Origin of the sequence: Acidovorax sacchari, from assembly GCF_042847045.1 — a bacterium.
GTDB classification, from domain to species: domain Bacteria; phylum Pseudomonadota; class Gammaproteobacteria; order Burkholderiales; family Burkholderiaceae_C; genus Paracidovorax; species Paracidovorax sacchari.
On the sequence record NZ_AP035783.1, the window covers coordinates 2,373,688 to 2,399,892 of the forward strand.

At 70.6% G+C, this 26,205-nt stretch carries 26 protein-coding genes; 11 read left to right on the forward strand and 15 right to left on the reverse strand.

The genetic code is table 11. The annotated features are described in order from the left end of the window. Positions 1 to 47: 47 nt before the first annotated feature. Positions 48 to 1,463 carry a lytic murein transglycosylase gene (locus ACGHC0_RS10790; protein ID WP_368355206.1) on the reverse strand — a complete coding sequence of 472 codons (1,416 nt, stop codon included), beginning with the start codon at positions 1,461 to 1,463 and terminating at the stop codon, positions 48 to 50. A gap of 78 nt (positions 1,464 to 1,541) precedes the next feature. Between ACGHC0_RS10790 and sbcB the strand changes: the two genes are divergently transcribed. From sbcB to ACGHC0_RS10805, 3 genes are all read left to right on the forward strand, one after another. Continuing rightward, positions 1,542 to 2,978: an exodeoxyribonuclease I gene (gene sbcB / locus ACGHC0_RS10795; protein WP_368355207.1), complete on the forward strand. Its 1,437-nt coding sequence runs from the start codon at positions 1,542 to 1,544 to the stop codon at positions 2,976 to 2,978. Beyond that, positions 2,950 to 3,855 carry an NAD-dependent protein deacetylase gene (locus tag ACGHC0_RS10800; RefSeq protein WP_368355208.1) on the forward strand — a complete coding sequence of 302 codons (906 nt, stop codon included), beginning with the start codon at positions 2,950 to 2,952 and terminating at the stop codon, positions 3,853 to 3,855. Before sbcB ends, ACGHC0_RS10800 begins: the two co-directional genes overlap by 29 nt. 112 nt (positions 3,856 to 3,967) lie before the next feature. After that, positions 3,968 to 6,091 (forward strand): sigma-54-dependent Fis family transcriptional regulator, encoded by a 2,124-nt coding sequence (locus ACGHC0_RS10805; RefSeq protein WP_368355209.1) that lies wholly within the window; start codon positions 3,968 to 3,970, stop codon positions 6,089 to 6,091. Positions 6,092 to 6,107: 16 nt separating this feature from the next. On the opposite strand, the gene ACGHC0_RS10810 is transcribed toward ACGHC0_RS10805, so the two are convergent. The 4 genes from ACGHC0_RS10810 to adh form a co-directional block, all read right to left on the reverse strand. After that, positions 6,108 to 6,503, reverse strand: coding sequence for a hypothetical protein (locus tag ACGHC0_RS10810; RefSeq protein WP_368355210.1), 396 nt, complete (start codon positions 6,501 to 6,503; stop codon positions 6,108 to 6,110). A 10-nt stretch (positions 6,504 to 6,513) separates the two neighbouring features. Continuing rightward, complete coding sequence (locus ACGHC0_RS10815) at positions 6,514 to 6,936, reverse strand: DUF779 domain-containing protein (RefSeq protein WP_368355211.1); 423 nt, start codon at positions 6,934 to 6,936, stop codon at positions 6,514 to 6,516. A gap of 119 nt (positions 6,937 to 7,055) precedes the next feature. Further along, a complete protein-coding gene (adhP, locus tag ACGHC0_RS10820; protein WP_415268190.1) occupies positions 7,056 to 8,090 on the reverse strand; it encodes an alcohol dehydrogenase AdhP in 1,035 nt (344 codons plus the stop codon). A gap of 119 nt (positions 8,091 to 8,209) precedes the next feature. Continuing rightward, positions 8,210 to 9,730: an aldehyde dehydrogenase gene (gene adh / locus ACGHC0_RS10825; protein WP_107159559.1), complete on the reverse strand. Its 1,521-nt coding sequence runs from the start codon at positions 9,728 to 9,730 to the stop codon at positions 8,210 to 8,212. Positions 9,731 to 10,103: 373 nt separating this feature from the next. Between adh and ACGHC0_RS10830 the strand changes: the two genes are divergently transcribed. From ACGHC0_RS10830 to ACGHC0_RS10855, 6 genes are all read left to right on the forward strand, one after another. Further along, positions 10,104 to 10,385, forward strand: coding sequence for a DnaJ domain-containing protein (locus ACGHC0_RS10830; protein WP_208942375.1), 282 nt, complete (start codon positions 10,104 to 10,106; stop codon positions 10,383 to 10,385). Further along, positions 10,382 to 10,969 carry a hypothetical protein gene (locus ACGHC0_RS10835; protein ID WP_368355213.1) on the forward strand — a complete coding sequence of 196 codons (588 nt, stop codon included), beginning with the start codon at positions 10,382 to 10,384 and terminating at the stop codon, positions 10,967 to 10,969. Before ACGHC0_RS10830 ends, ACGHC0_RS10835 begins: the two co-directional genes overlap by 4 nt. Positions 10,970 to 10,974: 5 nt before the next feature. Then, positions 10,975 to 11,730: a hypothetical protein gene (locus tag ACGHC0_RS10840; protein ID WP_415268191.1), complete on the forward strand. Its 756-nt coding sequence runs from the start codon at positions 10,975 to 10,977 to the stop codon at positions 11,728 to 11,730. A 16-nt stretch (positions 11,731 to 11,746) separates the two neighbouring features. Next, positions 11,747 to 13,042 carry a hypothetical protein gene (locus tag ACGHC0_RS10845; protein ID WP_415268192.1) on the forward strand — a complete coding sequence of 432 codons (1,296 nt, stop codon included), beginning with the start codon at positions 11,747 to 11,749 and terminating at the stop codon, positions 13,040 to 13,042. A gap of 2 nt (positions 13,043 to 13,044) precedes the next feature. Next, a complete protein-coding gene (locus tag ACGHC0_RS10850; RefSeq protein WP_415268193.1) occupies positions 13,045 to 13,881 on the forward strand; it encodes an AraC family transcriptional regulator in 837 nt (278 codons plus the stop codon). Positions 13,882 to 13,988: 107 nt separating this feature from the next. Beyond that, a complete protein-coding gene (locus tag ACGHC0_RS10855) occupies positions 13,989 to 14,630 on the forward strand; it encodes a LysE family translocator (protein ID WP_415268194.1) in 642 nt (213 codons plus the stop codon). A 65-nt stretch (positions 14,631 to 14,695) separates the two neighbouring features. Here ACGHC0_RS10855 and ACGHC0_RS10860 read toward each other — a convergent pair whose 3' ends face one another. Beyond that, the gene (locus tag ACGHC0_RS10860) at positions 14,696 to 14,989 is read right to left on the reverse strand and encodes a hypothetical protein (protein ID WP_415268195.1); all 294 of its coding nucleotides are present in this window, start codon (positions 14,987 to 14,989) and stop codon (positions 14,696 to 14,698) included. A gap of 38 nt (positions 14,990 to 15,027) precedes the next feature. Then, positions 15,028 to 15,411: a hypothetical protein gene (locus ACGHC0_RS10865; protein WP_415268196.1), complete on the reverse strand. Its 384-nt coding sequence runs from the start codon at positions 15,409 to 15,411 to the stop codon at positions 15,028 to 15,030. 425 nt (positions 15,412 to 15,836) lie between these two features. Here ACGHC0_RS10865 and ACGHC0_RS10870 point away from each other — a divergent pair, with 425 nt between their 5' ends. Beyond that, complete coding sequence (locus tag ACGHC0_RS10870) at positions 15,837 to 17,378, forward strand: winged helix-turn-helix domain-containing tetratricopeptide repeat protein (protein WP_415268197.1); 1,542 nt, start codon at positions 15,837 to 15,839, stop codon at positions 17,376 to 17,378. Positions 17,379 to 17,412: 34 nt separating this feature from the next. Here the strand turns inward: ACGHC0_RS10870 and ACGHC0_RS10875 are convergent, their stop codons facing one another. Together ACGHC0_RS10875 and ACGHC0_RS10880 are read right to left on the reverse strand one after the other, a co-directional pair. Continuing rightward, positions 17,413 to 18,690 (reverse strand): amidohydrolase family protein, encoded by a 1,278-nt coding sequence (locus tag ACGHC0_RS10875; RefSeq protein WP_415268198.1) that lies wholly within the window; start codon positions 18,688 to 18,690, stop codon positions 17,413 to 17,415. A 101-nt stretch (positions 18,691 to 18,791) separates the two neighbouring features. Next, the gene (locus ACGHC0_RS10880; protein ID WP_415268199.1) at positions 18,792 to 19,415 is read right to left on the reverse strand and encodes a DUF4230 domain-containing protein; all 624 of its coding nucleotides are present in this window, start codon (positions 19,413 to 19,415) and stop codon (positions 18,792 to 18,794) included. 178 nt (positions 19,416 to 19,593) lie between these two features. On the opposite strand from ACGHC0_RS10880, the gene ACGHC0_RS10885 reads away from it, so the two are divergent. Then, on the forward strand, positions 19,594 to 19,980 hold the full coding sequence (locus ACGHC0_RS10885; RefSeq protein ID WP_415268200.1) for a VOC family protein: 387 nt from the start codon (positions 19,594 to 19,596) through the stop codon (positions 19,978 to 19,980). 19 nt (positions 19,981 to 19,999) lie between these two features. On the opposite strand, the gene ACGHC0_RS10890 is transcribed toward ACGHC0_RS10885, so the two are convergent. The 6 genes from ACGHC0_RS10890 to upp all read right to left on the reverse strand — a co-directional run bounded on the left by ACGHC0_RS10890 (position 20,000) and on the right by upp (position 26,195). Beyond that, the gene (locus tag ACGHC0_RS10890; RefSeq protein WP_415268201.1) at positions 20,000 to 20,650 is read right to left on the reverse strand and encodes a GNAT family N-acetyltransferase; all 651 of its coding nucleotides are present in this window, start codon (positions 20,648 to 20,650) and stop codon (positions 20,000 to 20,002) included. A 42-nt stretch (positions 20,651 to 20,692) separates the two neighbouring features. Further along, a complete protein-coding gene (locus ACGHC0_RS10895) occupies positions 20,693 to 21,616 on the reverse strand; it encodes an ABC transporter permease (protein WP_415268202.1) in 924 nt (307 codons plus the stop codon). 162 nt (positions 21,617 to 21,778) lie between these two features. Beyond that, positions 21,779 to 22,840, reverse strand: coding sequence for an ABC transporter permease (locus ACGHC0_RS10900; RefSeq protein WP_368355226.1), 1,062 nt, complete (start codon positions 22,838 to 22,840; stop codon positions 21,779 to 21,781). Next, positions 22,837 to 24,423 (reverse strand): ABC transporter ATP-binding protein, encoded by a 1,587-nt coding sequence (locus ACGHC0_RS10905; protein ID WP_368355227.1) that lies wholly within the window; start codon positions 24,421 to 24,423, stop codon positions 22,837 to 22,839. The genes ACGHC0_RS10900 and ACGHC0_RS10905 overlap by 4 nt, the downstream gene beginning before the upstream one ends. A gap of 22 nt (positions 24,424 to 24,445) precedes the next feature. Next, complete coding sequence (locus ACGHC0_RS10910) at positions 24,446 to 25,456, reverse strand: BMP family protein (RefSeq protein WP_368355228.1); 1,011 nt, start codon at positions 25,454 to 25,456, stop codon at positions 24,446 to 24,448. Positions 25,457 to 25,547: 91 nt separating this feature from the next. Further along, positions 25,548 to 26,195, reverse strand: coding sequence for a uracil phosphoribosyltransferase (gene upp, locus ACGHC0_RS10915; RefSeq protein WP_013594476.1), 648 nt, complete (start codon positions 26,193 to 26,195; stop codon positions 25,548 to 25,550). Positions 26,196 to 26,205 lie beyond the last annotated feature (10 nt).

Here is a 26,205-nt window from a genome sequence, read left to right on the forward strand (position 1 = left end):
GGCGGAGACCACCGCGGCCGGTGCGCTGATTGCCGGCCGGCCAGGCATCAGGGCGCCTGCAGCTTCTGCAGCAGCTCCAGCGTCGGGTACCCGTCGGCCACCTGCCCGATGCTCAGCTGGAAGCGGCGCAGGCCGGCGCGCGTGGCGGGGCCCATGACCCCGTCAGCGGTGCCGGCCGCGAAGCCGCGGGCGTTGAGGGCGTTCTGCAGGTCGCGGGTCTGGGTGCGCGTCAGCGGCTGCAGGTCGCGGGGCCAGGGGGCCGTGACGCCGGGGCCGCCTGCGATCTGGCGCGCGAGCAGGCCCACGCCCAGGGCGTAGTTGGTGGAGTTGTTGTAGCGCAGGATCACCCGGAAGTTCGGCCCCACCATGAAGGCCGGCCCGCGGGCGCCTGCAGGCACGAGGATGGAGGCACCGTCCAGCGCGGGCAGCGGCTGGCCATCGATGGCCTGCACGCCCTCGGCCGCCCACTGGGTGGACGGGTGGCGCACGGCGAGTTCCGCGCGCTCGTAGTCGAAGCCCTGCGGCAGGCGCACTTCGACGCCCCAGGGCTGGCCGGGCTGCCAGCCCATGCGCGACAGGAAGTTGGCGGTGGATGCGGCGACATCCGGGACGCTGCCCCAGATGTCGCGGTGGCCGTCGCCGTCGGCGTCCACCGCGTAGCCGAGGAACACGGACGGCAGGAACTGGGTGTGGCCCATGGCGCCGGCCCAGGAGCCGATCATGCGGTCGGCGGCGATGTCGCCCTGGTCGATGATGCGCAGCGCGGCCAGCAGTTCACCGCGCGCCCAGTCGCGGCGGCGGCCCTCGTAGGCCAGCGTGGCGAGCGCATCGACGGTGCGGAAGCTCCCGAAGTTCGACCCGTAGTTGCTTTCCATGCCCCAGATGGCGGTAATGACCTCGGCAGGCACGCCGTAGCGCGCGGCGGCGGAGTCCAGGGCGGCGCGCTGCTCGGCCAGCACCTCGCGGCCGCGCTGGATGCGCGCGGGCGACACGGCGCTGTCCAGGTAGGCCCAGGGCGTGCGCGTGAACTCGGGCTGGGAGCGGTCGAGCTCGATCACCTGGGGCAGCCACTGCGCGCCGTCCAGGGCGGCGGCGATCGTCTCCGGACGGATGCCGGCCTGCAGGGCTTCCTGGCGGAAGCCTGCGATCCACTGCGCGAAGCCGGCCTGTTCGGCTTCTGCGGAAAGCGGGGCGGCATCGGCTGCCGGCGTGGCGGGCTGGGTGGCTGGGGCCATGGTGGCCGGCGTGTCCGGGGCGGGCCCCGGCGGCACCGCAGGGGTGGCGGCCGGTGCAGGCGGGGCGGCGGGCACGGCCGCCGCGGGAGGTGGGGCGGCGCAGCCGGCCAGCAGGGCGCCGAGCAGGCCTGCCCCGGCGGCGGCGGGCCACCACGGCCTGGCGGGAGCAGCGTGGACGCTGAAGGACGGACGGAGGGCGGAGGCGGGCGTCGTGTTTCTTCGTTGCATGCCCCATTGTCCATGGCCGCGGCGGTGCCGGCATACTTGCGGGCTGGAGTTTTACGCATCGCTGCGCTTCATCGATCCATGCATACTTTTTTTTGGCACGACTACGAAACCTTCGGCGCGGACCCGCGGCGCGACCGCCCCGCGCAGTTCGCGGGCATCCGCACGGACGCGGACCTGAACGAGATCGGCGAGCCGGTGATGATCTACTGCCGCCCGGCGCCGGACTACCTGCCCGATCCGGAGTCGTGCCTGCTCACCGGTATCACGCCGCAGCTGTGCCTGGAGCGCGGCCTGCCGGAGCACGAATTCGCCGCGCGCATCCAGGCGGAGCTGGCCCGGCCCGGCACCATCGGCGTGGGCTACAACACGATCCGCTTCGACGACGAGATCACGCGCTTCATGTTCTGGCGCAACCTGATCGATCCCTATGCGCGGGAATGGCAGAACGAATGCGGCCGCTGGGACCTGCTGGACGTGGTGCGGCTGACCTGCGCGCTGCGCCCCGACGGCATCGAGTGGCCGCGCAAGGAGGACGGGTCTCCCAGCCTGAAGCTCGAACACCTGTCGCGTGCCAACGGCCTGCTGCACGAGGCCGCCCACGATGCACTGTCGGACGTGCGCGCCACGATCGCGCTGGCGCGGCTGATCCGCGAGCGCCAGCCGCGGCTGTTCGATTTCGCGCTCGGCCTGCGCCGCAAGGACCGCGTGGCCGCGGAACTGCGCCTGCCGGCCACGGTCGATACCGCGCGCCCCTTCCTGCACGTGTCGGGCATGTTCCCGGCGGACCGCGGCTGCCTGGGTATCCTGTGGCCGCTCGCCAGCCACCCGACCAACCGCAACGAGCTGATCGCGTGGGACCTGGCGCACGACCCGTCCGAACTGGCCGGCCTGGACGCCGCGCGCATCCGCGAGCGAATGTTCACGCGCACGGCCGATCTGCCCGAAGGCATGGTGCGGCTGCCCGTCAAGAGTGTGCACCTGAACAAGTCGCCGATGGTGGTGGGCAACGTCAACACCCTCACACCGGCCATGGCGCAGCGCTGGGGCATCGACATGGAGCGTGCCGCCGCCCATGCCGAGATCGCGCGGGCGCTGCCGGACATGAGCGCGATCTGGTCGGAGGTGTTCGCGCGGCCCAAGGAAGGGCCGGCCGACGTGGACCAGGACCTGTACGGCGGCTTTGTCGGCAACGAGGACCGGCGGCGCCTGGAGCGGCTGCGCACGCTGCCGCCGCAGGAACTGGCGCTGGCCCGGCCTGGCTTCGACGACGAGCGCCTGGAGGAGCTGGCGTGGCGGTACCGTGCGCGCAATTTTCCCGAAACGCTGGATGAGGCGGACCGCGAGCGCTGGGAGGCCCTGCGCGTGGCGCGCCTCATGGAAGGCGAGGGCGGCGGCCTGACGTTCGACGCGCTCTTTGCGCGGCTGGACACGCTGGGCGAAACGGCGGACGAGCGTGGCGAGGCGATCCTGGGAGCGCTGTACGAATATGCAGAAAGCATCGCTCCCGAATTCTGACGGGCCTGTGCCTCTGCCGGCCTCTGCCGGCGGGTTGGATGCCCTGCTGGCCTGGGCGCGCGCCTGCCCGCGGCTCTTCGTGCTCACCGGCGCGGGCTGCAGCACGGCGTCCGGCATCCCGGACTACCGTGACGAGGGCGGCGCCTGGAAGCGCTCCCCGCCGGTCACCTACCAGGCCTTCATGGGCGACGAGGCGGTGCGCCGGCGCTACTGGGCGCGCAGCATGATCGGCTGGCGCGTCATGGGCGGCGCCGCGCCCGGGGCCGCGCACCATGCCCTGGCCGCGCTGGAGGCGATGGGCCGCGTGGAGATGCTGCTCACGCAGAACGTGGACGGCCTGCACACGGCCGCGGGGCAGCAGCGGGTGATCGACCTGCACGGGCGCATCGACACGGTGCGCTGCATGGCCTGCGAGGCGCGCATGCCGCGTGCGGACCTGCAATCCTGGCTGGAGGCCCGCAACCCGGCCTGGGCGGTGCTGGAGGCGGCCGCTGCGCCGGACGGCGATGCCGACCTGGACTGCCGCGACTTTTCCGCGTTCGAATTGCCCGTCTGTCCCCATTGCGGCGGCGGTCCCCTGAAGCCGGACGTGGTGTTTTTCGGTGAAAGCGTGCCGCGCGAGCGCGTGGAGGCCGCGCGGGCGGCGCTGGCCCGGTCCGACGGACTGCTCGTGGCGGGATCGTCCCTGATGGTGTATTCGGGTTTCCGCTTCGTGCAGGCGGCCGCGGATGCCGGGCTGCCGGTGGCGGCCGTGAACCGGGGCGTGACGCGCGCCGACGGATTGATCGCGGTCAAGGTCGAGGACGACGTGGGCCGCGTGCTGGAGGCTCTGGCGCAGGCGCTGGCACCGGTCGCAGGGATGCCGCCGGGCGCATGACCCGGTGGCACGGGCGGGTTTGCGCGACGGCGCCCGCCGATGGTGCTATGGTGGCCGGATAACGCCCGGGCCGCGCCGAGAGCGCGAGCCAGGGCCCTGAGGAGACAAACCCATGCAGAGCTCCCTCCATGGCGGGGAGGCGGCGCAGGCCGCCGCCTTCGCGCCGCTGCCTTCGGCCCGCGTGATCGCCGAGTCGCACGAGCGCTCCCGCTCCTTCGGCCTGCAACGGCACGCGTCCGCCGACCTCCAGCCCCTGGCGCCCGACGCGCTCGCCTGGGCCGTGGCGCGCAACGACGCGCTTTGCGCGCATGCGCTCCCGGTCATGGAAACCCTCTCGGCCCAGATCGCGGGCACGCAGAGCATGGTGCTGCTCACCGACGCGCAGGGCGTGGTGCTGCACGCCCTGGGCGACGAGGAATTCCTCGGGCGCGCGCACCGGGTCGCGCTGCGGCCCGGGGGCACCTGGTCCGAGCGCAGCAAGGGCACGAATGCCATCGGCACGGCCCTGGCCCTGGGCGATGCGGTGCAGGTGAACGGCGACGAGCATTTCCTGGCCGCCAACCAGTTCCTCACCTGCTCCTGCGCACCCATCTGCGATCCGCAGGGGCAGGTGATCGGCGCGCTGGACGTGAGCGGCGACCGCCACCAGCAGAGTGCCCACACGCTGGCCCTGGTGCGCATGTCCGCGCGCATGGTCGAGAACCATCTCTTCGGCAAGGTCTATGAGGACGCCGTGCGGCTGCGCTTCCATGCGCGCCCGGAGTTCCTGGGCACGCTGGTGGAGGGGCTGGCCGCGTTCACGCCGGAGGGCCGTTTCCTCGCGGCCAACCGCAGCGGGCAGTTCCAGCTCGGCATGTCGGCGAACGCATTGCAGGCGCAGACCTTCCCGTCGCTCTTCGGCATGCCGATGAGCGCGCTGCTGGCCCATGCGCGCGGCGCCATGCCCCGGCCGCTGCAGCTCGCGCTGCCCGGCGGGGTGGTGGTCAATGCGATGGTGGAATTCCGCCCGAAGGGGGCGGCGGCCCTCGGCTGGATGGTGCAGGGGCGCGACGAGGATGCGCCCACGGCCGCGCCCGCTGCACCAGCTTCCGCCACGGCCACCCGGCCGCGGCCCGTCGCCCCGGTGCCGGCCGGCGGTCCGCGGCTGTCCGGCCTGCGCTACCTGGATACGGGCGATGCGCAGCTGGCGCAGGTGATCGACCGCGTCTCGCGCGTGCTGGGCAGCGACGTGCCCATGCTCATCCTCGGCGAGACCGGCACGGGCAAGGAACTGCTGGCCCGCGCCATCCACCAGGACGGCCCGCGCGCGCGCGGGCCCTTCGTGGCGGTGAACTGCGCATCCATCCCGGAAACTCTGATCGAGGCGGAACTGTTCGGCTACGAGGAGGGCGCCTTCACGGGCGCGCGGCGCAAGGGCAGCGTGGGCAAGATCGCCCAGGCCCACGGCGGCACGCTGTTCCTGGACGAGATCGGCGACATGCCGCTGGCCATGCAGGCCCGGCTGCTGCGCGTGCTGCAGGAGCGCACCGTGGCGCCGCTCGGCTCGGCGCGGCAGATCCCGGTGGATGTGCACGTGCTTTGCGCCACCCACCGCAACCTGCGCGACATGATGGCCCGGGGGGTGTTCCGCGACGATCTCTACTACCGGCTCAACGGGCTGGTGGTGCGCCTGCCGGCGCTGCGCGAGCGCTCGGACCTGCGCGTCATCGTGCAGCGCCTCTTGCAGGCGCAGGACCGCGAGCGGGCTGCCGAAGGCTCCGCGCCCGGCTGGCCGCGACCGCGCCGGACGGCGCCCCTGCGGGTCTCGCCACGGGCCATGGAGCTGTTCCTGCGGCACTGCTGGCCCGGCAACCTCCGCCAGCTCTCGAATGCGTTGCGCACGGCGGCGCTGATGGCCGGTGATGCGGACGAGATCGACATCGGGCATCTGCCGGAGGACCTGTTCGATGAAGTTCCTCCTGCTGCCGCTTCCGCGGCCCCGGTGCCCGCAGGTCCCCAGGGCGATGCCGGTGCGTCGGTGTGGGATACCGGACCATGCCCGCCGGGCCGCAGCGCTGCACACCGGCCCGAGCCGGCCGCGGTGCGTTCATGGGATGAGACCGTGGAAGAGGCACTGCGCCATGCGCTGTCGGTGCATGGCGGCAACGTATCCGCCGTGGCGCGGGCCCTGGGGGTGTCGCGCAATACGGTGTACCGGCGGCTGAAGGCGATGGACGGGACGGCCCCTCACCATTGACGGCCGGGTTCCGGTGTCAGTCGGGCAACCGCCTGGCCTGGCGCCCAGATACTCTCTTTTTCGCGAGCGCACACCATGCCAGGCGTCCAACGGGGCAGGCCCAGAGGATGGACAAGACCCCCACGACGATCAGCGATCCGCGATCGCCCGTGCTCGCAAAAACGGCGACGGCGGCATTGAGCAGCCCCGCGATGGGCGCGATGGCGAACAGCCAGATCGCTGCCACCCCGTCGTGCTGGAGCTTTATGCAGGCGAATGGCACGAGGCAGAGCAGGGCGGGGCTGTAGATGAGCCAGGCCAGCAGTGCATTGCCTTCATCGACGTAGGACAGCCCACTCGCCGAAAGGTTCAGGACGATGCCCCATGCCACGAGCCCGACGGCCAGGCCTGCCCATCCGAGCAGATACCGCATGGGACGTCCGTCAACCCGCCCCGCGCGGCGGCGGCCCCAGGGCCTCGATGGCCGCCCACTCGTCTTCGCTGTAGAGCCGCGAGCGGGTGAGGAACCGCAGCCCCGTGGGCCGCTCCAGCGAGAACATGCCGCCGTTGCCGGGCACGGCATCGATGATCAGGTGCGTGTGTTCCCAGTAGGCGAACTGGGATTCGCTCATGTAGAAGGGTGTGCCCGCGATCTCGCCGAGCAGCACGTCGGAATCGCCGAGCATGAATTCGCCGCGGGCGAAGCACATGGGCGCGCTGCCATCGCAGCAGCCGCCGGACTGGTGGAACATGAGCGGGCCGTGTTGCACCTGCAGCCGCTCGATGAGGGCGACGGCCTCGGGCGTGGCCGAGACACGGGTTGCGGAACCGGGAGGTGCGGAAACGGGGGGCGCGGTCGTCGTCATGCGGTGTCTCCTGTCATGGGGTCTGCGCTCCGTGCAGTGTGCCTGAAGCGCAGCGGCGGCGCCCGCCCTGCGGCAGCCCACGCCGTGCGCCAGTGCGCAGGGCGTGTCCGCCGAGGTCGTCAGTGCGCCGCCATGTCCAGCACGATGCGGCCCTGGATCTGGCCCTTGTGCATGCGCGCGAACACGTCGTTGATGTTCTCCAGCTTCTCGGTCGCCACGGTGGCCTTCACCTGGCCGCGGGCCGCGAAGTCCAGCGATTCCTGCAGGTCCAGGCGCGTGCCGACGATGGAGCCGCGCACCGTCACGCCGCGCAGCACCATGTCGAAGATGGGCAGCGGGAAGTTGCCGGGTGGCAGGCCGTTGAGCGACACGGTGCCGCCCCGGCGCACCATGCCCAGCGCCTGCTCGAAGGCCTTGGGCGAGACGGCCGTGACCAGCGCGCCGTGGGCGCCGCCGATCTCCTTTTGCAGGTAGGCGGCCGGGTCGGTGGTCTTCGCGTTCACCGTCACGCTGGCGCCGAGTTTTTTCGCCAGTTCGAGCTTGTCGTCTTCCACGTCCACGGCCGCCACGTTCAGGCCCATGGCCTTGGCGTACTGCACGGCCATGTGGCCCAGGCCGCCGATGCCGGAGATGACCACCCAGTCGCCCGGCTTGGTGTCCGTCACCTTCAGGCCCTTGTACACGGTCACGCCCGCGCACAGCACGGGAGCGATGTCCACGAAGCCGACGTCCTTGGGCAGGTGGCCCACGAAGTTGGGGTCGGCCAGCGCGTAGTCGGCAAAGCCGCCGTTGACCGAATAGCCGGTGTTGCTCTGCGATTCGCACAGGGTTTCCCAGCCGCCCAGGCAGTGGGTGCAGCAGCCGCAGGCCGAATGCAGCCATGGCACGCCCACGCGGTCGCCTTCCTTGACGTGCTTCACGTTCTTTCCGATGGCGGCGACGAAGCCCACGCCCTCGTGGCCCGGGATGAAGGGCGGGTTGGGCTTGACGGGCCAGTCGCCTTCGGCGGCGTGCAGGTCGGTGTGGCAGACGCCGGAGGCCTCGATCTTCACGAGGATCTGGTCATCGGCGGGCGTCGGGACGGAGACTTCCTCGATGGCGAGGGGCTTGCCGAATTCGCGGACGACGGCGGCTTTCATGGTCTTGGGAAGCATGGAACGGGAATCCTTTCTTTTGTCGGAAGGGTTGGAACCTCGAGCAGGTTCTCAACGGGGAGGGCTGGCTTCCACCATATGCCGCCCTCCCTCGGTCGCTGCTGATGCAGGTCAAGACGTCAGAAGAAGCCCAGCTTGTTCGGGCTGTAGCTCACGAGCAGGTTCTTGGTCTGCTGGTAGTGGTCGAGCATCATCTTGTGGTTCTCGCGGCCGATGCCGGACTGCTTGTAGCCGCCGAAGGCCGCGTGCGCGGGGTAGGCGTGGTAGCAGTTGGTCCACACGCGGCCGGCCTGGATGCCGCGGCCCATGCGGAAGGCGCGCGCACCGTCGCGGCTCCACACGCCCGCGCCCAGGCCATAGAGCGTGTCGTTGGCGATCTCCAGCGCTTCCTCCTCGGTCTTGAAGGTGGTGACGGACACCACCGGGCCGAAGATTTCCTCCTGGAAGATGCGCATCTTGTTGTGGCCCTTGAACACCGTCGGCTTGACGTAGTAGCCGCCGGCCAGGTCGCCGCCGAGCATGTTGCGCTCGCCGCCGATCAGGCATTCGGCGCCTTCCTTCTTGCCCAGGTCCAGGTACGAGAGGATCTTTTCCAGCTGCTCCTGCGAGGCCTGCGCGCCGATCATGGTGCCCTTGTCGAGCGGGTGGCCCTGGGTGATGGCGGCCACCCGCTTCAAGGCGCGTTCCATGAAGCGGTCGTAGATCGATTCCTGGATCAGCACGCGGCTGGGGCAGGTGCAGACCTCGCCCTGGTTCAGAGCGAACATGGCGAAGCCTTCCAGTGCCTTGTCGAAGAAGGCGTCGTCGGCGCTCATCACATCCTCGAAGAAGATGTTGGGGCTCTTGCCGCCCAGCTCCAGCGTGACCGGGATGATGTTCTGGCTGGCGTACTGCATGATGAGCCGGCCGGTGGTGGTCTCGCCCGTGAAGGCGATCTTCGCGATGCGGTTGCTGGAGGCCAGGGGCTTGCCGGCCTCGAGGCCGAAGCCGTTGACCACGTTGACCACGCCCGGGGGCAGCAGGTCGCCGATCATTTCCAGCAGCACCAGGATGGAGGCGGGCGTCTGCTCCGCGGGCTTGAGCACCACGCAGTTGCCGGCCGCCAGGGCCGGGGCCAGCTTCCAGACGGCCATCAGGATGGGGAAGTTCCAGGGGATGATCTGGCCCACGACGCCCAGCGGCTCGTGGAAGTGGTAGGCCACGGTGTCGTGGTCGATCTCGCTGATGCCGCCTTCCTGCGCCCGCACGGCGCCGGCGAAGTAGCGGAAGTGGTCGATGGCCAGCGGGATGTCGGCTGCCATGGTCTCGCGCAGCGGCTTGCCGTTGTCGATGGTCTCCGCCACCGCGATGGTCAGCAGGTTGGCTTCCATGCGGTCGGCGATCTTCAGCAGGATGTTGGCGCGGTCGGTGGTGGAGGTCTTGCCCCAGGCCGCCTTGGCCTTGTGCGCGGCGTCCAGTGCGGCGTTGACGTCCTTGTCGTTGGAGCGCGGCACGGAGGTGAACACCTGGCCGTTGATGGGCGAGCTGTTCTCGAAGTACTGGCCGTCCACCGGGGGAACCCACTGGCCGCCGATGTAGTTGCCGTACTGCTTCTTGTAGGGGTTGGCGATGCCGAGGTTGGCGATTTCTGCCATGTCCATGGTGCTTGTCTCCTGTGGTGGTGGAATGTCCGGGCGGCGCACCGTGCGCTCTCCGGTGCAGGACATTGCGCAAGCCGCATGCCAGCGCATGCGCCCCGTGTTCCATGCACTGTTTACGCCCGCGAGGTGCTCCATGTGTTCCGTTATGGAACAGTGGCTGCGCAGGGGTGTTGCACGGCGGAGCAGGGCCGCTGGCGGGCGCCGCCGGCCGGCCCGGGAGCGAAAGCCTGCTGTCCGGCCTGCCCGCTCGCCCGGAAGGGGCTGCCCGCGGTACCCGGGCGCTAGCGTCGCTCTTGGTGTATAACCGCGCCTCCCCGGACACCCGCGGCGCCGCCTCCCGTGCCTGCCGGCCCCACCGATCCATCCCCCGAGCATGACTGACCACTACGCCGCCCTCGGTCTGAGCGCGACCGCGAGCCTGGCCGACATCAAGAAGGCGTTCCGCCAGAAGGCGGCCTTCTACCACCCCGACCGCAACCCCTCGCCGGATGCGGCCGAGCGCTTCCGCGCGGCCCAGAAGGCCTACGAGGTGCTGTCGGACGACGCCGCGCGCCAGGCCTACGACGACAACCGCCGCCGCAACCTGCTCGACGATCCGCTCGAGACGGCGCGGGAAATCTGGCAGTCCTATTTCAAGAACGTGCTTTCCTCGTGAAACCCTCTCCTTTCTTCCATGACCTGCGCTCGGCCTACCAGGCCGAGCTCGACGACCTCGCCCAGGATTCCGAGGGCAAGGACGTGCTGCGCAAGCGCCTCGCCCAGAAGCGCGGCGAGATCGCCTTCCTGGCCAGGATGATCGATTTCAGCCCCGAGATGGTGGCTGTGGCCTTCCACCAGGGCTTCCGCTTCCACCGGCCGGCCACGCTCGATCCGCTGCTGGCGCGGGGCGGGGTGAGCGACCTGCCGGAATGGCCGGAACTGGCCGGGGCGGTGGCACTCGAGCCCTGGGCCCAGCCGCTGGCGGACGTGGTGCTGGCCGAACCGTCGGGTGCGCGCTTCCTGTCGCTGGCGGCTCTGCTCGAGTACCAGCGCCAGCATGCCCGCTTCGCCGGCCAGGGTGCCGGCAGTGCCGAGGCTGGCGAGGGCGACGAAGAAGAGGGCGGAGACGAGGCGGAGCAGGGTGACGACGACGAGGCCCGCTGGAGCGCCGACGACGCCAGCGAACCCCGCAGCCATGCCGACCGCGAGGAGGCCGCCGCCGACTGGATGGCCGACCTCGGATTCGACCGCAAGGAGTAAATCCCATGTCCCGACATCTCGCCCTCATCACCCAGACCCAGGCCCTGATCGCCGCCGGCGACATCGTGGGTGCCGAGTCCGCCCTGTCCCAGCTCGCCGACGACGAGGGCGACCGCGCCCTGGTCGAGGTGCTGGACGAACTCGCGCCCAAGGATGTGCTGGCCGTGATGCGCGAATACGACGAATCCCGCGCCTCGGTGGTCAACATGCTTGTGACGCCCCAGCAGTTCGCGCGCGCGCTGGTGCTGGAGAAGCAGTACAAGGACGCCACCCACACCTACCTGCGCAGCATGGTGAACGCCGTCGTGTTCCGCGGCGACGTGGATCCGGTGGAGTTCCTCACCGCCATCGGCGACCTGGAAGGCGGCAGCGAGGCCCTGGCCCACTATTTCGCGGAAAAGTGGAGCCGCCTGGAGGCCTTCGCGCGCACCGGCCTGTTCGACGCCGCCGAGGACTACGGCCCGGCGCTCACCGAGGACCAGCTCTTCAACGTGGCCTACGCCCCGCCCAAGGTGGACCAGGACGAGGTGGCGGACCGCGACTGGATGCAATTGGCCTGGCTGCTGCGCTACCAGTGCCCGGACCTGTTCATCGAGACCCTGCTGGTGCTGCGCGCCAAGGCCCAGGCCTACGACGAAGGGCTGGACGACGGCGAGACCGGCACGGACGAGGACGACGACGGCAAGTTCGAGACGAGCGAGACCGACCGCGGCAAGGCCACCCCGGCCGCGCGTGCCTCCGACGAAGAGTCGGCGATCTGAGCCGGAGGCCGCCGCGATGAGCGTTTCCGATTCCAGCCCGGCCGCAGGGGGCGCGATGGCGCTGTCGCTGCACGACGGCCGCCCGTTCTTCGAGAAGGCCCTGGTGCACGGCATCCGCCACGGCATCGTGCCGGCCGAGCGGGTGGAGGCCATCGCGGCCGACGCACCCAGGGGCATGGTGCAGATCGCCCGCTACTTCGGCACGGAGTTCCTGCGGCCCGACCTGGAGCGCGCGCGCGAGCGCATGGTGAACCTCGTCAGCCTCGACCTGATCGAGGACAGCGCCGGCGACCTCGACCGCGCCGCGCAGAGCCTGCGCGAGCACAGTTTCCTGTCGCGCTCCAAGGCGGGATCGGACCGGCTGCGCCACCTGATCGCGCTGCCGCAGAGCAGCAATTTCGGGTTCCTGTCCACCACCGGCGAGCCGGACGTGCAGCAGCTGTCGGTCTGGTCGCTGCGCAGCCATGCCGAATACCGTGCGGAGCTGGAGCGCCGCACCGGCATCGCCGCCGCGATCGAGGCCGCCCGCTGGTTCGCGCAGCGCCTGGACCTGGACGAAGGCGCGCTGGAGGCGGGCGGCGCCGAGGCCGAGGCCGTGGTGCGCATGGGCCTGCTATGGCACTGGATGCATCCGGCGGCCGAGGCCTGGCCGCATGCCGTGTCGTTCGAGAAGCGCCTGTCCGCCATGCGGCGCAAGGGCATTCCCGCACCGTCGCGCCTGCCGCTGCCCGCCGGCATGCCGGACGGGGTGGCGGCCGTCGCGGACGGGCATGTCGCGGCCGTGCTGGCGGACGCCGCGCGCATCCTCGATGCGGCCACGGCGCCCCGCGCGTTGCTGCGGCCCATGGGCAGCTTCCGCGCGCGCTATTTCCTGGAGGACGATCCGCTGGCCGAGGTGGACGACTACCACCAGGGACTGGATGCCCTGCTGGAAGTCGGGGACGACGCAGAGTCAGCGCCCGCGCCGGCCAGCCGGACCTGGGAGCGGCTCACGCAGGGCCACGAGGACGAGCATTCGCTGCTCACGCTGTTCCTCTGCCTGGCGGCCGGCGTGCCGCGCAAGACCGTGCTGACCGAGAAGGCCGCCGCGAGCCTGGTGCGCCGCGTGCGCAAACACGGCTGGCAACCAGAACGCGCGGAAGAATTCATCCGCGCGCATGCGGCCAGTGCGCGCGAGGCCAGCTACCTCGCGCTCTGGAAGTCCTTCGTGGACGAGTCCGCCACCACGCTGCTCAACCACCGGGACGAGCGCCTGGAAGAGGCGCGTGCGCTGCTGCGCCGCGAATGCCACGTGGCGGACGGCGCGGAGTGAACGTGGCGGCGCCGGCACCGGACGCCGGCCCGGCCGAGGCGTTCTGGCGCGACCCGGCGCTGCCTTTCGCCGAAAGCCGCCGCGCCAGCCGCAGCCGGGCCTGCTACCGGCCCCACCTGCATCCCACGTTCTCGATCGGCGCGGTGGACGCCGGACGCAGCATCTTCACCGGCGCGGACGGCGGCCCCGTCCCGCTGCGTGCGGGCATGCTCGTGTTCGTGCCGGCCTCGCGCGTGCATGCCTGCAATCCCGCGCCGGACTCCGCGTGGAGCTACCAGATGCTGCACCTGGACGCGGCATGGCTGCAGGCGGTCCGCCGCGAGGCCGCCGGGTCCGTGCCGGAGGACGGCGGCCCGGTGCGCATCGTGGACGATCGGGCCTGCCATGCGCGCTTCACCCGCCTGAACGCGCTGCTGTTTTCCCCAGCCGCGCCGCAGGACAAGGAAGCGGCACTGATCGAATTCATCGGTGACAGCGAGGCGATGCATGGCCTGCGCATCCCGTCGCCCGGCGCCGGCCCCGGCCCCGGCCTGCAGGAGCGGCTGCGCCCGGTGATGGAGCGCCTGCGCGACGCGCCCGCCGACACGGCACCGCTCGAAGAACTGGCACGGCTGTGCGGCATGGGGCGCTACCAGCTGATCCGGGCGTTCAAGGCCGCCACCGGCATGACACCCCATGCCTGGCAGATGAACCTGCGGATCAACTGCGCGCGGACGCGCCTGAAGGGCGGGGACAGCCTCGCGGACGTGGCCCATGGACTGGGTTTCGCCGACCAGGCCCACTTCCAGCGGATGTTCAAGGCGCATGCGGGCGTGACGCCGGGGCGGTTCCGCGCCTAGCGTTCCTCCGGCGCAGGCCGCGGGCGCAATTTCATTCAATACGGCGCGCGCGGCGGCCGGCACAGTGGCGGCCTCCCACAGCTTCCCGCAGCCTGCCCGCCACCCGCATGGAACAGTTCCTCCTGATCGCCGCCGCGCATTTCCTCGCCCTGCTGTCGCCAGGGCCGGATTTCTTTCTGATCGCCCGGACATCGCTGTCGGCCGGATGGCGGACGGCCGGCGGTGCCTGCGTGGGCATCGCGTTCGCCAACGGCGTGTTCATCGTGGCGGCCTTCGCAGGGCTCTCCGTACTGCGCGCCGGCAGCCCGTGGTTCACCGGCATCCAGCTGGCCGGCGCCGCCTATCTGCTCTACCTGGGCGTGCTGTTCATGCGCCACGCAGGCCGCGGCCGCCTGGATGTCTCCGCTTCCGCGGCCGCCGGCGCCACCACGCCAGGGCGCGGGGCCTGGTGGCAGGCGGCGGGCATGGGGTTTGTCTCGGCCGCGCTCAACCCGAAGAACGCGTTGTTCTATGCGAGCCTCGCGGCCATGCTGGCCGGACCGCAGGCCACGCCGGGATGGAAGGTGTTCTACGGCGCGTGGATGTTCTGCGCCGTGCTGCTTTGGGATCTGGCCGTCGCCGTCGCGATCGGCAACCGGGCCGTGCTGCACCGCTTCGCGCGGGCGCTGCCCTGGCTGGAGCGGGCGTCGGGCGCCGTCCTGGTCCTGGTCGGATGCCTCGTGCTCGCGGTGCTCGTGCGCGCGGGATGAGGAAAAGGAAAGCCGCCCCGGCGGTGCCGGGGCGGCCTGTCGTCGGCCCTTGGGCCGCGATGGCATCAGAGGTCGCCGAACTGCGCCTGCGCGACCGCGGGCAGGTGGCTCTTGATGAAGTTCTGGATCACGCTGCACGGCAGCAGGAACGGCCGCTGCGTGATCGTGATCGTGCAGGTCTGGCCGCTCACCATGAAGGTGCCCGCCACGGTGCCGAGCGGGGTGCCCACGGTGAAGGCGCCGCCGCTGGGGCCGCCGGTGATCGTGCCGCCGTGGTCATGGATCATGGTGGCGATCTTGACGAACAGCTCCTGGGCGCTGCCGGTGAACTCGACGCTGAAGGGAGGGCAGGATGCCATGGGGGTGCTTCCTTTCGCGGGTGGCCCGGTGCGCGGGCTCAGCAGATGCCGAACACGGTCACGGTGAAGGACGGCTGGCTGCTGCCGTTCAGGTACACCGTGGCCCTCAGACCCGTGGGAATGAAACTGCCGCAGGTTTCCGCGCACACCTTGATCTGCGCGCTCACGGGAATGTGGATCGGCGACGTGAAGCAGAGGTTGCCGTAGATCGGGATGGTGAAGCAGATCTGGTTGGTGGACTGGTTGTAGCTGCCGCCCACGCACACGGACAGCTTCAGCGCGTGCACGCCTTCCAGATTCACGCTGGGTGCGGCGGGCGCCACGTTTTGCGGTGCGGCAGCGAAGCCGGTCACCCCGTAGTTGGGGACGTGGCCTCCACCTTGGTTGCCGTTGTTCTGGGAATTGCAATTGCAGTCGGACATGGTTTTCCTCTCTCGGTTCGTTGCTCTTGAAGTCGGCCGGTGCCATGCAACTTGTCTGCTCCCGGCCTTGGGGGGCGCCTTCGCTTCGTTCGCGATACCGTGGACCGGGATCGACAACTGGGTGAAAGGCAGGCGGATTCTGTGAGCCGGTGGCGTCTTCAGCCTTTAACTGCGTCTTTATTCTTCTGAAGAATCCTTAATTCCCTGAAATGCGAAAAATCGTCCGAACAGGCCGTATCCCATGTATTTCTTGTTTTTATGCATCGTTAATTTTTATTTATAGATATCTGCCTGGGTGGTCGCGGTCGGAGATATGCGGGGGGCTGCGATTGCACCCGATTACATCGACGTCGTCCGCTGCGAGGGTCGGGGGTAGAGTGCAGGCCGCGGGGGAGGAACCGCAGAGCCTGTTCGAGAAAGAAACAATGGCCCCAGAATTCGCGTTTGACCATTTCGTGCTGAAGGTGCGGGAGCGTCAATTGCTCTCGCACGGGTGCCCGGTCGCCCTGGGCGCCCGCGCCTTCGACGTGCTGTGCACGCTGGTCCACCGTGCCGGCATGCTCGTGACCAAGTCCGAACTGTTCCGGCAGGTGTGGCCCGGCATGGTCGTGGAGGAGAACAACCTGCAGGTCCACGTGTCCGCCCTGCGCAAGCTCGTGGGCGCGGACCGCATCGTCACCATCCCCGGCCAGGGCTACCGTTTCGTGGCGCGCGTGGCACGTCCACCGGAGCCGGGGCAGGAGGCCCTGCCGGCCCCTCAGGCGTTGCTGCCCGATGCGTCCATGGGCCGCTCGATCGCGGTGCTGCCCTTCGGCGCGGGCCCCGAGTCCGCCCAGCGCCACTTCGCCGACGGCCTGGCCGAGGACGTCATCCAGCGGCTGACCCGCTCACGCTGGACCAGCGTGATCGCCCGCAACGCGACGCAGCGCTACGGCCAACCGCTGCCGCCCAACGCGGTGATCGCCCGCGAACTGGGCGTGCGCTATCTCGTGGCCGGCCAGGCCCGCTTCCACGCGGGGCGGGTGCGCGTGACGGCCGACCTGATCGATGCGCCGCGCAACGAGACCATCTGGACCGAGAGCTACGAGCGCCCGGCCGATGACCTGGCCGCGGCGCAGTCCGGCATTTCCGCGGCCATCGCGAGCGCCGTGGAGCCGGTCCACCTGCGCCGGGAGGAATGCCTGCACAGTGCCACGCCGCCGCAGGACGGGGGGTACTGGCCGTTGCTCATGCGCGCGCGCTGGCATTTCTGGCGCTCCGGCCGCGACCACCTGCGGCAGGCCGAGCACTACGCCCGCCGGGCCCTGCAGGTGCGCCCCGACGACGCACCCAGCCTGGCCCTGCTGGCCTTCGTGCACATGGCCCGCGTATGGGCGGGACGCTCGGAATGCGTGCGCGTGGACGCTTCCGAAGCCCGCCGCCTGGCCCTGCGCGCGGTGGGCCGCGACGATACCGATGCCTTCGCCCACTTCACGCTCGGCACCGCGCTGTCGTTCTCCGGCCATTTCGCGCAGGCGATGTCGGAGCAGGAACTGGCCCTGTCCCTCTGTCCGCAGTTCGCCGCCGCCACCGGCGAACTCGGGCGCCTGCTGGCCTTCAGTGGGCACGCCCGCGAGGCGGACGACCGTGCCCGGCAGGCCTGCGAAGCCAGCCCGCTGGATCCGCAGATGAGCCTGTGGGTGCGCACGCGGGCCCTGGCCCGGTTCGTGGAGGGTGATTACCGCGGGGCCGAAGCCTTCGCCCTGCAGGCGCTCGCGCAGCGGCCGGACTGGCTGCTGAACCACTACCTGCTGGCGGCCTGCCAGACTGCGGCCGGCCATGCGGCCGACGGGCGCCGCACGCTGGAGCAGGCCCGCCGCTTCGGCCCCTATCCGGCCGAGGCGCTGAGGGCCGGCCATCCGTTCGTGGACGGGGCCCTGCTGGCGCACTACACGGACTGCCTGCGGCAGGCCGGTTGGCGGGGATAGCCTTCAGGCCCGTCCGCCGTGCCGACGCCCCCGGTCAGCGTCCGTGCAGGAAGTCCACCTGTGCAGGCCGGCCCGGCAGCGTCAGCGTGGCCGTGGGCACGGGGCTGCCCGCCAACCGGCGTCCGCGCCGCCAGACGCCCAGTCGCGTGGCGCGCAGGCGGATGGCCTCCGCGGGCGTGCGCGCGTGCAGCAGCACGAAATCCGCATGGCAGCCCGGGGCGAGCCCGTAGCCCTCCAGGCCCAGCAGGCGGGCGGGGTTTTCGGTCACGGCGTCGAAGCAGTGCCGCATCGCGTCCTGGCCCGTCATCTGCGCCACGTGCAGCCCCATGTGCGCGGCCTCCAGCATGTCGGCGCTGCCGCCGCCGTACCACGGGTCCATCACGCAATCGTGGCCGAAGGCCACCGTCAGCCCGGCCGCGAGCAGTTCGGGCACGCGGGTCATGCCGCGGCGCCTGGGGTAGGTGTCGTGCCGGCCCTGCAGGGTGATGTTGATGAGCGGATTCGCCACCACACCCAGCTGCGCCTCGGCCATCAGCGGGATCAGCTTGCTCACGTAGTAGTTGTCCATGCTGTGCATGGACGTGAGGTGCGATCCGGTCGCACGGCCGTGCAGGCCCAGGCGGTGCGTTTCGTGCGCCAGGGTTTCCACGTGGCGCGACATCGGATCGTCGCTCTCGTCGCAGTGCATGTCCACGCGCAGGCCGCGCTCGGCGGCAAGCTCGCACAGCAGCCGCACGCTCTCGGCGCCCTGCGCCATGGTGCGCTCGAAGTGGGGAATGCCGCCGACCACGTCCACGCCCAGGTCCAGCGCGCGGCGCAGGTTGTCGAGGCCGCCGGGTGTGCGCAATACGCCGTCCTGCGGGAAGGCCACCAGCTGCAGGTCGAGGTAGGGGGCCACGCGGCGCTTCACTTCCAGCAATGCCTCCACGGGCAGCAGGCTCGGGTCGCTGGTGTCCACGTGGCTGCGGATGGCCAGCAGCCCGCGCGCCACGGCCCAGTCGCAGTACGCCAGGGCGCGCTCCACGATGGCCTCCTGGGTGAGCAGCGGCTTGAGCTCGCCCCAGAGCGCGATGCCCTCGAGCAGCGTGCCGCTGGCGTTCACGCGCGGCAGGCCGTAGGAGAGCGCGGCATCGAGGTGGAAATGCGCGTCCACGAACGGCGGGCTCAGCAGCATGCCGCCGGCATCCACCGTCTCGTGCGCGGGCGCGCGCAGCCCTTCGGTGATCTCGGCGATGCGGCCGTCCTGCACCGCCACCGACATGGAGGTGCGGCCGTCGGGCAGGGTGGCGTTGTGGATCAGCAGGTCGAGCATGGATTCACCAGGGTTCGTGGAGCGGAAGTCATCGGGGATGGGGCAGGGCGGGTGCCTGCCGGATTGCATATTCTGGGCCAGCCGCCCGTGCGCGCTCGCAGTTACGGCCAGCGCACCGCCACGTTCCACCCCGAGGCCGACAGCAGCGGTTTCAGCACGGCCTCGGTGTTCGTGCGTGCTTCCCGCGATGTCTCGGGCGTGGCGCAGGCCTGTTCGACATCCTGCTGGGCGATGCGCAGTGCGGCTTCGATCGCCTGGGTGCGGTGCTCCGATCCAGGCACGAGCGGCTCCAGGCCGCTGCCGTGCAGCGCATAGAAATACGAGCCGCCCTCGTCGCGCGAGCCGTGGTTCACGCGGGCCGACACGGTGCGCGGCGCGGGCAGCGCCAGCACGGCGGTGCGCGCGGCGGTGTCCACCTGTTCGTACCGGGCGGCGCGCAGGTCGGTGCCCACCAGGCAATCGCCGCGCGCCACCAGCAGCACCCGGGTCTCGCCGATCGGCAGCTCCCAGCGGGTCCAGGGGATGCCCTGCGTCATCGTGCGGTGGAATTCGATCACGTTGGCGTAGCGCACCCGGACGGAGACGAGGTCGCCCAGGGATTCGACCGCGGCCAGGGGCGGAGCCGGCGGGACTGCCGGAGCGGCCTGCCGGCGGCCCACGGTCCAGGCAGCCGCGGCCGCGAGGGCGGCGGCGAGCAGGAGGGCGGAAAGGGAGACGCGTCGCATGCCCCATTGTGGCCCTGCGGGTGGAACGCGGGCCAGGGCAGGGTCTTGCGCGAGAGCGCGAGCACGGGCGACGGGCACGGACAGGCGTCGTGCCGAAGGCGCGTAAGCTCTTCCTTCCAGGCGCGGCATGCCGAGCCGCCATCCCCGGCCTTGTCCTCGTCTTCCGGAGTTCGATCCCATGCAATTCGCCTACACCATCCTCTACGTCCAGGACGTCGCCCGGTCCGTCGCCTTCTACGAAGCCGCCTTCGGCCTGCAACGCCGCTTCCTGCACGAGGGCGGCGATTACGGCGAAATGGAGACGGGCGCCACCACGCTGGCGTTCTCGTCCCACCAGCTCATGGCGCAACTGGGCAAGAACCCGCGCCGCGCCAGCGCCGACGCGCCCAGCTTCGAGATCGCCCTGACGACGGACGACGTGCCCACCGCCCTGGCGCGCGCCGTGGCCGCCGGTGCCCGGCAGGTGCGCGCGCCGGAGCGCATGCCCTGGGGCCAGACCATCGCCTATGTGGAAGATGGCGACGGCGTGCTGGTGGAACTGTGCACGCCCGTGCAGGCGGGTTGAACCGGTGGCTGCGGTTCGGTCAGCCGCCTTGCGTGGCAGCGAGCCACCGTGTGCGCGGCAGCCGGTACAGCACGTGGGAGCGCAACCCATCCCCCTCGGGCACGGACGGGTGGTCGAAGGCCTCCGCGGGCGATGCATGCATGCCCAGGCGAAGCATCACCGCTTGCGACCGGAGGTTGCGCTGCGCCGTGAAGGCAACGATCTCATCCAGCCCGAGCGCCTCGAAGCCGATCCGCAGCGCGAGCCGTGCGCCTTCCGTAGCCAGGCCCCGGCCCCAGAAGGGACGGGCCAGCCGCCAGCCGATCTCCACGCAGGGCGCAAAGGGGAGCGCAGCCGTGGGGCGATGCAGGCCGATGAAGCCCATGAAGCGGGAGCGGCCCCCGCCATCCCCACCGTCTTCCAGCGATTCTGCCGCCCAGAAACCCCAGCCCTGCTCGTCGATCAGCGATTCGATGCGATCGGCCAGGGCGTCGCTGTGCGCGCGGTCCGGCAGTGGGAGGAGATGCTCCATCACCAACGGGTCGGCATGGAGCGCGGCAAAAGGCTCGCGGTCCGCGGGTGTCCACTGGCGCAGGCGCAGCCGGGGTGAGCGCAGCAGGGCGGGGTCGATGGAGACGGTGCCGTCTGTCGTGCCCTTCGGTACGGCGGGGTGTGTCGCAGGGTTCGGCATGCGCCGATGGTAGTGCGTCGCGCGTTCCCGCCGCCGTGGCCCCTATCGCTCGCCCTTGCGGTACGGTTTCATCAGCGCCTGCGGGTACGCCGCCCTGCGGGCCACCAGCACCAGCGCCAGGATGGACAGCAGGTAGGGCAGCATCAGGTACACCTGATAGGGCAGCCAGGCGTCGCCGGCCTGCTGCAGGCGCAGCTGCAGCGCATCGAAGAACGCGAACAGCAGCGCGCCGAGCAGCGCCTTGCCGGGCCGCCACGAGGCGAACACGACCAGCGCCACGCAGATCCAGCCGCGGCCGTTGACCATGTTGAAAAAGAACGCATTGAACGCCGACAGCGTGAGGAAACTGCCGGCCACGCCCATCAGGGCGGAACCCGCGACGATGGCCCCCGTGCGCGTGGCCGCCACGGAAATCCCCTGGCCCTCGGCCGCCTGCGGGTTCTCGCCCACCATGCGCACCGCCAGGCCCAGCGGCGTGCGGTAGAGCGCCCAGGCGAGCAGCGGCGCCAGCAGCAGGGCCAGCAGCGTGAGCGGTGTCTGTGCCGAGAGAATCGGCACGCCCAGCCATTCCATCGGCGCGAACGGCGCGATGGTGGGCGGCGTGTTCACCTTCGGGAAGCCCACGCGGTAGCCGTAGTAGCTGAGGGCCGTCGCCAGCAGCGTGATGCCCAGGCCCGAGACGTGCTGCGACAGCGCCAGCCCCACGGTGAGCCAGGCATGCAGCAGGCCGAACACCGCGCCCGTGAGCGCCGCCACCGCCACGCCCGTCCACAGGCCGTGCCCCGCGTACACGGTGAGCCAGCCGGTAAAGGCTCCTGCCACCATGATCCCCTCGATGCCCAGGTTCAGCACGCCCGCGCGCTCGCACAGCAGCACGCCCAGCGTGCCCAGGATGAGCGGCGTCGCCACGCGCAGCGTCGCGATCCAGAAGGCCGGATTGGCCAGGATGTCGAACCATTCATTCACGCTCTCACTCCCCATTCGACAGAGGCAGGTGCGCTGGCTGGCCGCACGGCCTTAGCCAGGGCCGCCGCGCAAGGGCCGCCCCGCCGCGCTGGCGGCGTCCCCCTTCCCGCGCGCAGCGCGAGAGAAGGGGGATGCGACGGAGTCGCTCAGGGGGATGTCGTCTCATCTCCAGCGGACCCTGTACTGGGCCAGCAGGCCGGCCACCAGCACCGCGATCAGCGAGGCAGCGACGATCACATCGGCGATGTAGGTGGGCACGCCGATGGCGCGACTCATGCTGTCCGCGCCTACCAGCACGCCGGCCACGAAGATGCCTGCCGCCACCACGCCCAGCGGATGCAGGCCGGCCAGCATGGCGATCACGATGCCGCTGTAGCCGTAGCCCGGCGACATGTCCAGCGTCACGTAGCTGGTGCGGCCCGCGACCTCGATCGCGCCGGCCAGGCCCGCCAGGCCGCCCGAGAGCAGGGCCACCAGCACCACGGTGCGCGTGACCGGCACGCCCGCGAACGCCGCTGCCCGCGGATTCGCGCCGGCCGCGCGGATGTCGAAGCCCGGCACCGTGCGCGCCAGCAGTGCCCAGAGCAGCACGGCGAGGCCCACGGCGAACAGCAGGCCGGTATGCAGGCGCGAGCCCGGCACCAGGCGCGACAGTTCCAGGTCGCCCTGCAGCGCCACGCTCTGCGGCCAGCCCAGCGCCAGCGGGTCCTTCATGGGACCGTCGAGCAGTGCGGAGACCAGCAGCAGCATCACGAAGTTGAGCAGCAGCGTGGTCACCACCTCGTCCACGCCCAGGCGCGCCTTCATCAGTGCCGGTCCCAGCAGCAGCGCGGCGCCGGCCAGGGCCGCCGCCAGCATCATCAGCGGGAACAGCACCCAGGGCGACCATTCCAGCCCCGTGCCGCCATGCATGCCGCCCACGGCCACGGCAGCGATCGCGCCTGCGTAAAGCTGCCCTTCGGCACCGATGTTGAAGAGGCGCGCGCGGAAGGCCACGGCCGCGGCGAGGCCGGTCAGGATCAGCGGCGTGGCGCGCGTGAGGGTTTCGGTGAGCGCGAAGACGGAGCCGAATGCGCCCTGCGCCAGCAGCGCATACGTCCGGCCCACGGGCGCGCCGGCCCACAGCACCAGCAGCGCGGAGACGATCAGCGTGAAGGCCACGGCGCCGATGGGCGCGGCCACGTAGGCTGCGGCGGAAGTGCGGTGGCGTTTTTCGAGTCTCATGGGGTGTCCGGTGCGTGGCCCGGGCCGGGGCTTTCACCGGCCATGGCGAGGCCGATGGCCTCGCGCGTCCATGTTTCCGCAGGCAGGGCTGCCGTCAGGTGCCCGCCATGCATCACCGCCACGCGGTCGCCCAGTTGCAGCACCTCGTCCAGGTCGTCGGAGATGAGCAGCACGGCCGCGCCCGCGTCGCGCGCGGTGATGAGCTGCTGTTGCACGAAGGTGACGGCGCCGATGTCCAGGCCCCAGGTGGGCTGGTGGGCGACTATGAGCCGTGGAGGCTGCGAGGCAGCCGGATCGGGCGACAGCAGCGCCCGCCCGAGGATCAGCTTCTGCATGTTGCCGCCTGACAGCGACCGCGCCGGCACGTCCGGGCCGCCACCGCGCACGTCGAAGGTCTCGGCCACGCGGCGCGCATGCTGGCGTGCGGCGCGGCGCTTGATCCAGCCCGCGGTGAACCAGGGGTGGGAGAACCAGCGGCTGCCCAGGCGTTCGGAGATGGCGTTCTCCCACACCGGCAGGTCGCCCACCACGCCCACGGCATGGCGGTCTTCGGGGATGCGGGCCACGCCCTGGGCGACGAGGCGCTGGGGCCGTGCAGGCAGCGGCATGCCCTGCAGCACGGCAGTGCCCTGCGTGGGCACGCGCACGCCGCAGAGCACGTCGGCCAGCGCCACCTGTCCGTTGCCCGAGACGCCCGCGATGGCCGTGATCTCGCCCGCGCGCAGCACGAGATGCACGCCGTACAGCGCGTCGCGGCCGCCCGCGGTGTGCACGTCCTGCAGCACGCAGACGGCATCGCCGACCCGGCGCGCGGGGCGGCGCTCGGCGCGCTCCACGGCATGGCCCACCATCCACTGCGCGAGCTGCGCCTGCGTGGTGCCCTGTGCGGGGGCCTCTGCCACCAGCCGGCCCTGGCGCAGCACGGCCACGCGGTGCGACACGCGCAGCACCTCGCCGAGCTTGTGGCTGATGAAGATGATCGACAGCCCCTGGGCCACCATCTGCGAGAGGGTGTCGAAGAGTGCCTCGCTCTCCTGCGGCGTGAGCACGGCCGTGGGCTCGTCCAGGATCAGGATGCGCGCGCCGCGGTAGAGCGCCTTGAGGATCTCGACGCGCTGGCGTTCGCCCACGGAAAGATCGCCCACGCGGGCGTCTGGCACCACGGGCAGGCCGAAGCGCCGCGACACCTCCAGCAGCCGGGCGCGCGCGGCGCCGCGGCGCGAGAACGGCTGCCACAGCGGCTCGCTGCCCAGCAATACGTTGTCCAGCACGCTCAGGTTGTCGGCCAGCGTGAAATGCTGGTGCACCATGCCGATGCCCGCCGCCAGCGCCGCGCGCGGCTGGCCCGGCGGCAGGGCGCGTCCGAACACTTCGATGTCGCCCGCGTCCGCCACGTAGTGCCCGAACAGGATGGACATCAGCGTGGACTTGCCCGCGCCGTTCTCGCCCAGCAGCGCCAACACCTCGCCACGCGCGAGCGTGAGCGAGATGCCGTCGTTGGCCACCAGGCTGCCGAAGCGCTTGGTGATGCCGGAAAGGCGCAGCACGGTGTCCGGCGCAGCGGCCGGTGGCGGTGCGGACATGGGGGAGGGCGGGCGTGCCGCCTTACTTCGCCGTGGACTTGGGCTGGCTGTCGTCCACCTTCACGGTGAATTTTCCAGCCAGGATCTCGGCCTCGCGCGCCTTGACCTTGGCCACCACGTCGGCCGGCACCTTCTTCTCGAACGTGCCCAGGGGCGCGAGCGACGATCCCTTGTGCTGCATCATCGAATACGGGCCGTAGTCCTCGGCCGTGAACTTGCCTGCCTTCACCAGCCCGATGGCGCGGTCCACGCTGGGCTCCATGTGCCACAGGGCGGAGGCGACCACGGTGTCGGGGTACTGCGGCTGCGTGTCGATCACGTTGCCGATGGCCAGCTTGCCCTTTTCCTTGGCCGCGTCGCTCACGCCGAAGCGCTCGGCATACAGCACGTCCGCGCCCTTGTCGATCATGGCGAAGGTGGCTTCCTTGGCCTTCGGGGGATCGAACCAGCTGTTGATGAAGGTGATGGTGAATTCCACCTTCGGATTCACCTCCTTCGCGCCGGCCATGAAGGCGTGCATCAGGCGGTTGACCTCGGGGATCGGGAAGCCGCCGACCATGCCGATCTTGTTGGTCTTCGTCATGCCGCCCGCGATCATGCCGGTGAGATAGGCGGGCTCCTGGATGTAGTTGTCGAACACGCTGAAGTTCGGCGCCTGGGGCTTGCCGGAGGACCCCATCACGAAGGCCGTCTTGGGGAAGTCCTTGGCCACCTTGCGGGCCGCGGATTCCACGCCGAACACCTCGCCGAAGATCAGCTGGTTGCCGCCGTTGGCGTACTCGCGCATCACGCGCTCGTAGTCGGCATTGGCCACGTTCTCGCTGCTCTTGTACTCGATCTCGCCGCGCGCCTCGGCCGCCTTCAGCGCCTTGTGGATGCGACTCACCCACTGCTGTTCATAGGGCACCGTGTAGATGCCCGCCACCTTGAGCCTGGCCTGGGCAAAGGCCGCCACGGGCGCGAGGCCCAGCGTCGCGGAAATGGCCAGGGAGGTGCAGAGCAGGCGGCCGGTGAAGAGGCGGCGGGAGTTCATCGCGGGTTCCTTGGATCGAAAGAGAAGTGACGTAACGAGGGATGGCGGAGTCAAGCAGAATGCGTGCCACTCGGGCTCCGCCGCCTGTCCCTCATTTGGTGCCGAAAATCCGGTCCCCCGCATCCCCCAGCCCCGGCAGGATGTAGCCGTGGTCGTTCAGCTCGCGGTCGATCGCGGCGGTGAAGATGGGCACGTCCGGGTGTGCCTTCTGCAGCGTCGCGACGCCTTCGGGCGCGGCCAGCAGGCACATGAACTTCACCGAACGCGGCTTCAGTTCCTTGAGCTTGGCGACGGCGGCCGCGGCGGAGTTGCCGGTGGCCAGCATCGGGTCCACCACGATGATGTCGCGCTCCTCCATCTCGGAGGGCATCTTGAAGTAGTACTCCACCGGCTGCAGCGTCTGCGGATCGCGGTAGAGGCCGATGTGGCCGACGCGGGCGCCCGGCACCACGGTCAGCATGCCGTCGAGGAAGCCGTTGCCCGCGCGCAGGATGGAGACGAGCACCAGCTTCTTGCCGTCGATGACCTTGCCGGTCATGGTCTCGAGCGGGGTCTCGACCTCGATGTCCGACAGCGGCATGTCGCGCGTGATCTCGTAGGCCATCAGGGTGCTCAGCTCGCCCAGCAGCCGGCGGAAGCTGTTGGTGCTGGCGTCCTTGCGGCGCATGAGGGTCAGCTTGTGCTGCACCAGCGGGTGCGTGATGACGTGGACGTTGCCGGAAGGGTTCTCGGTGCTCATGGGCGTGGGA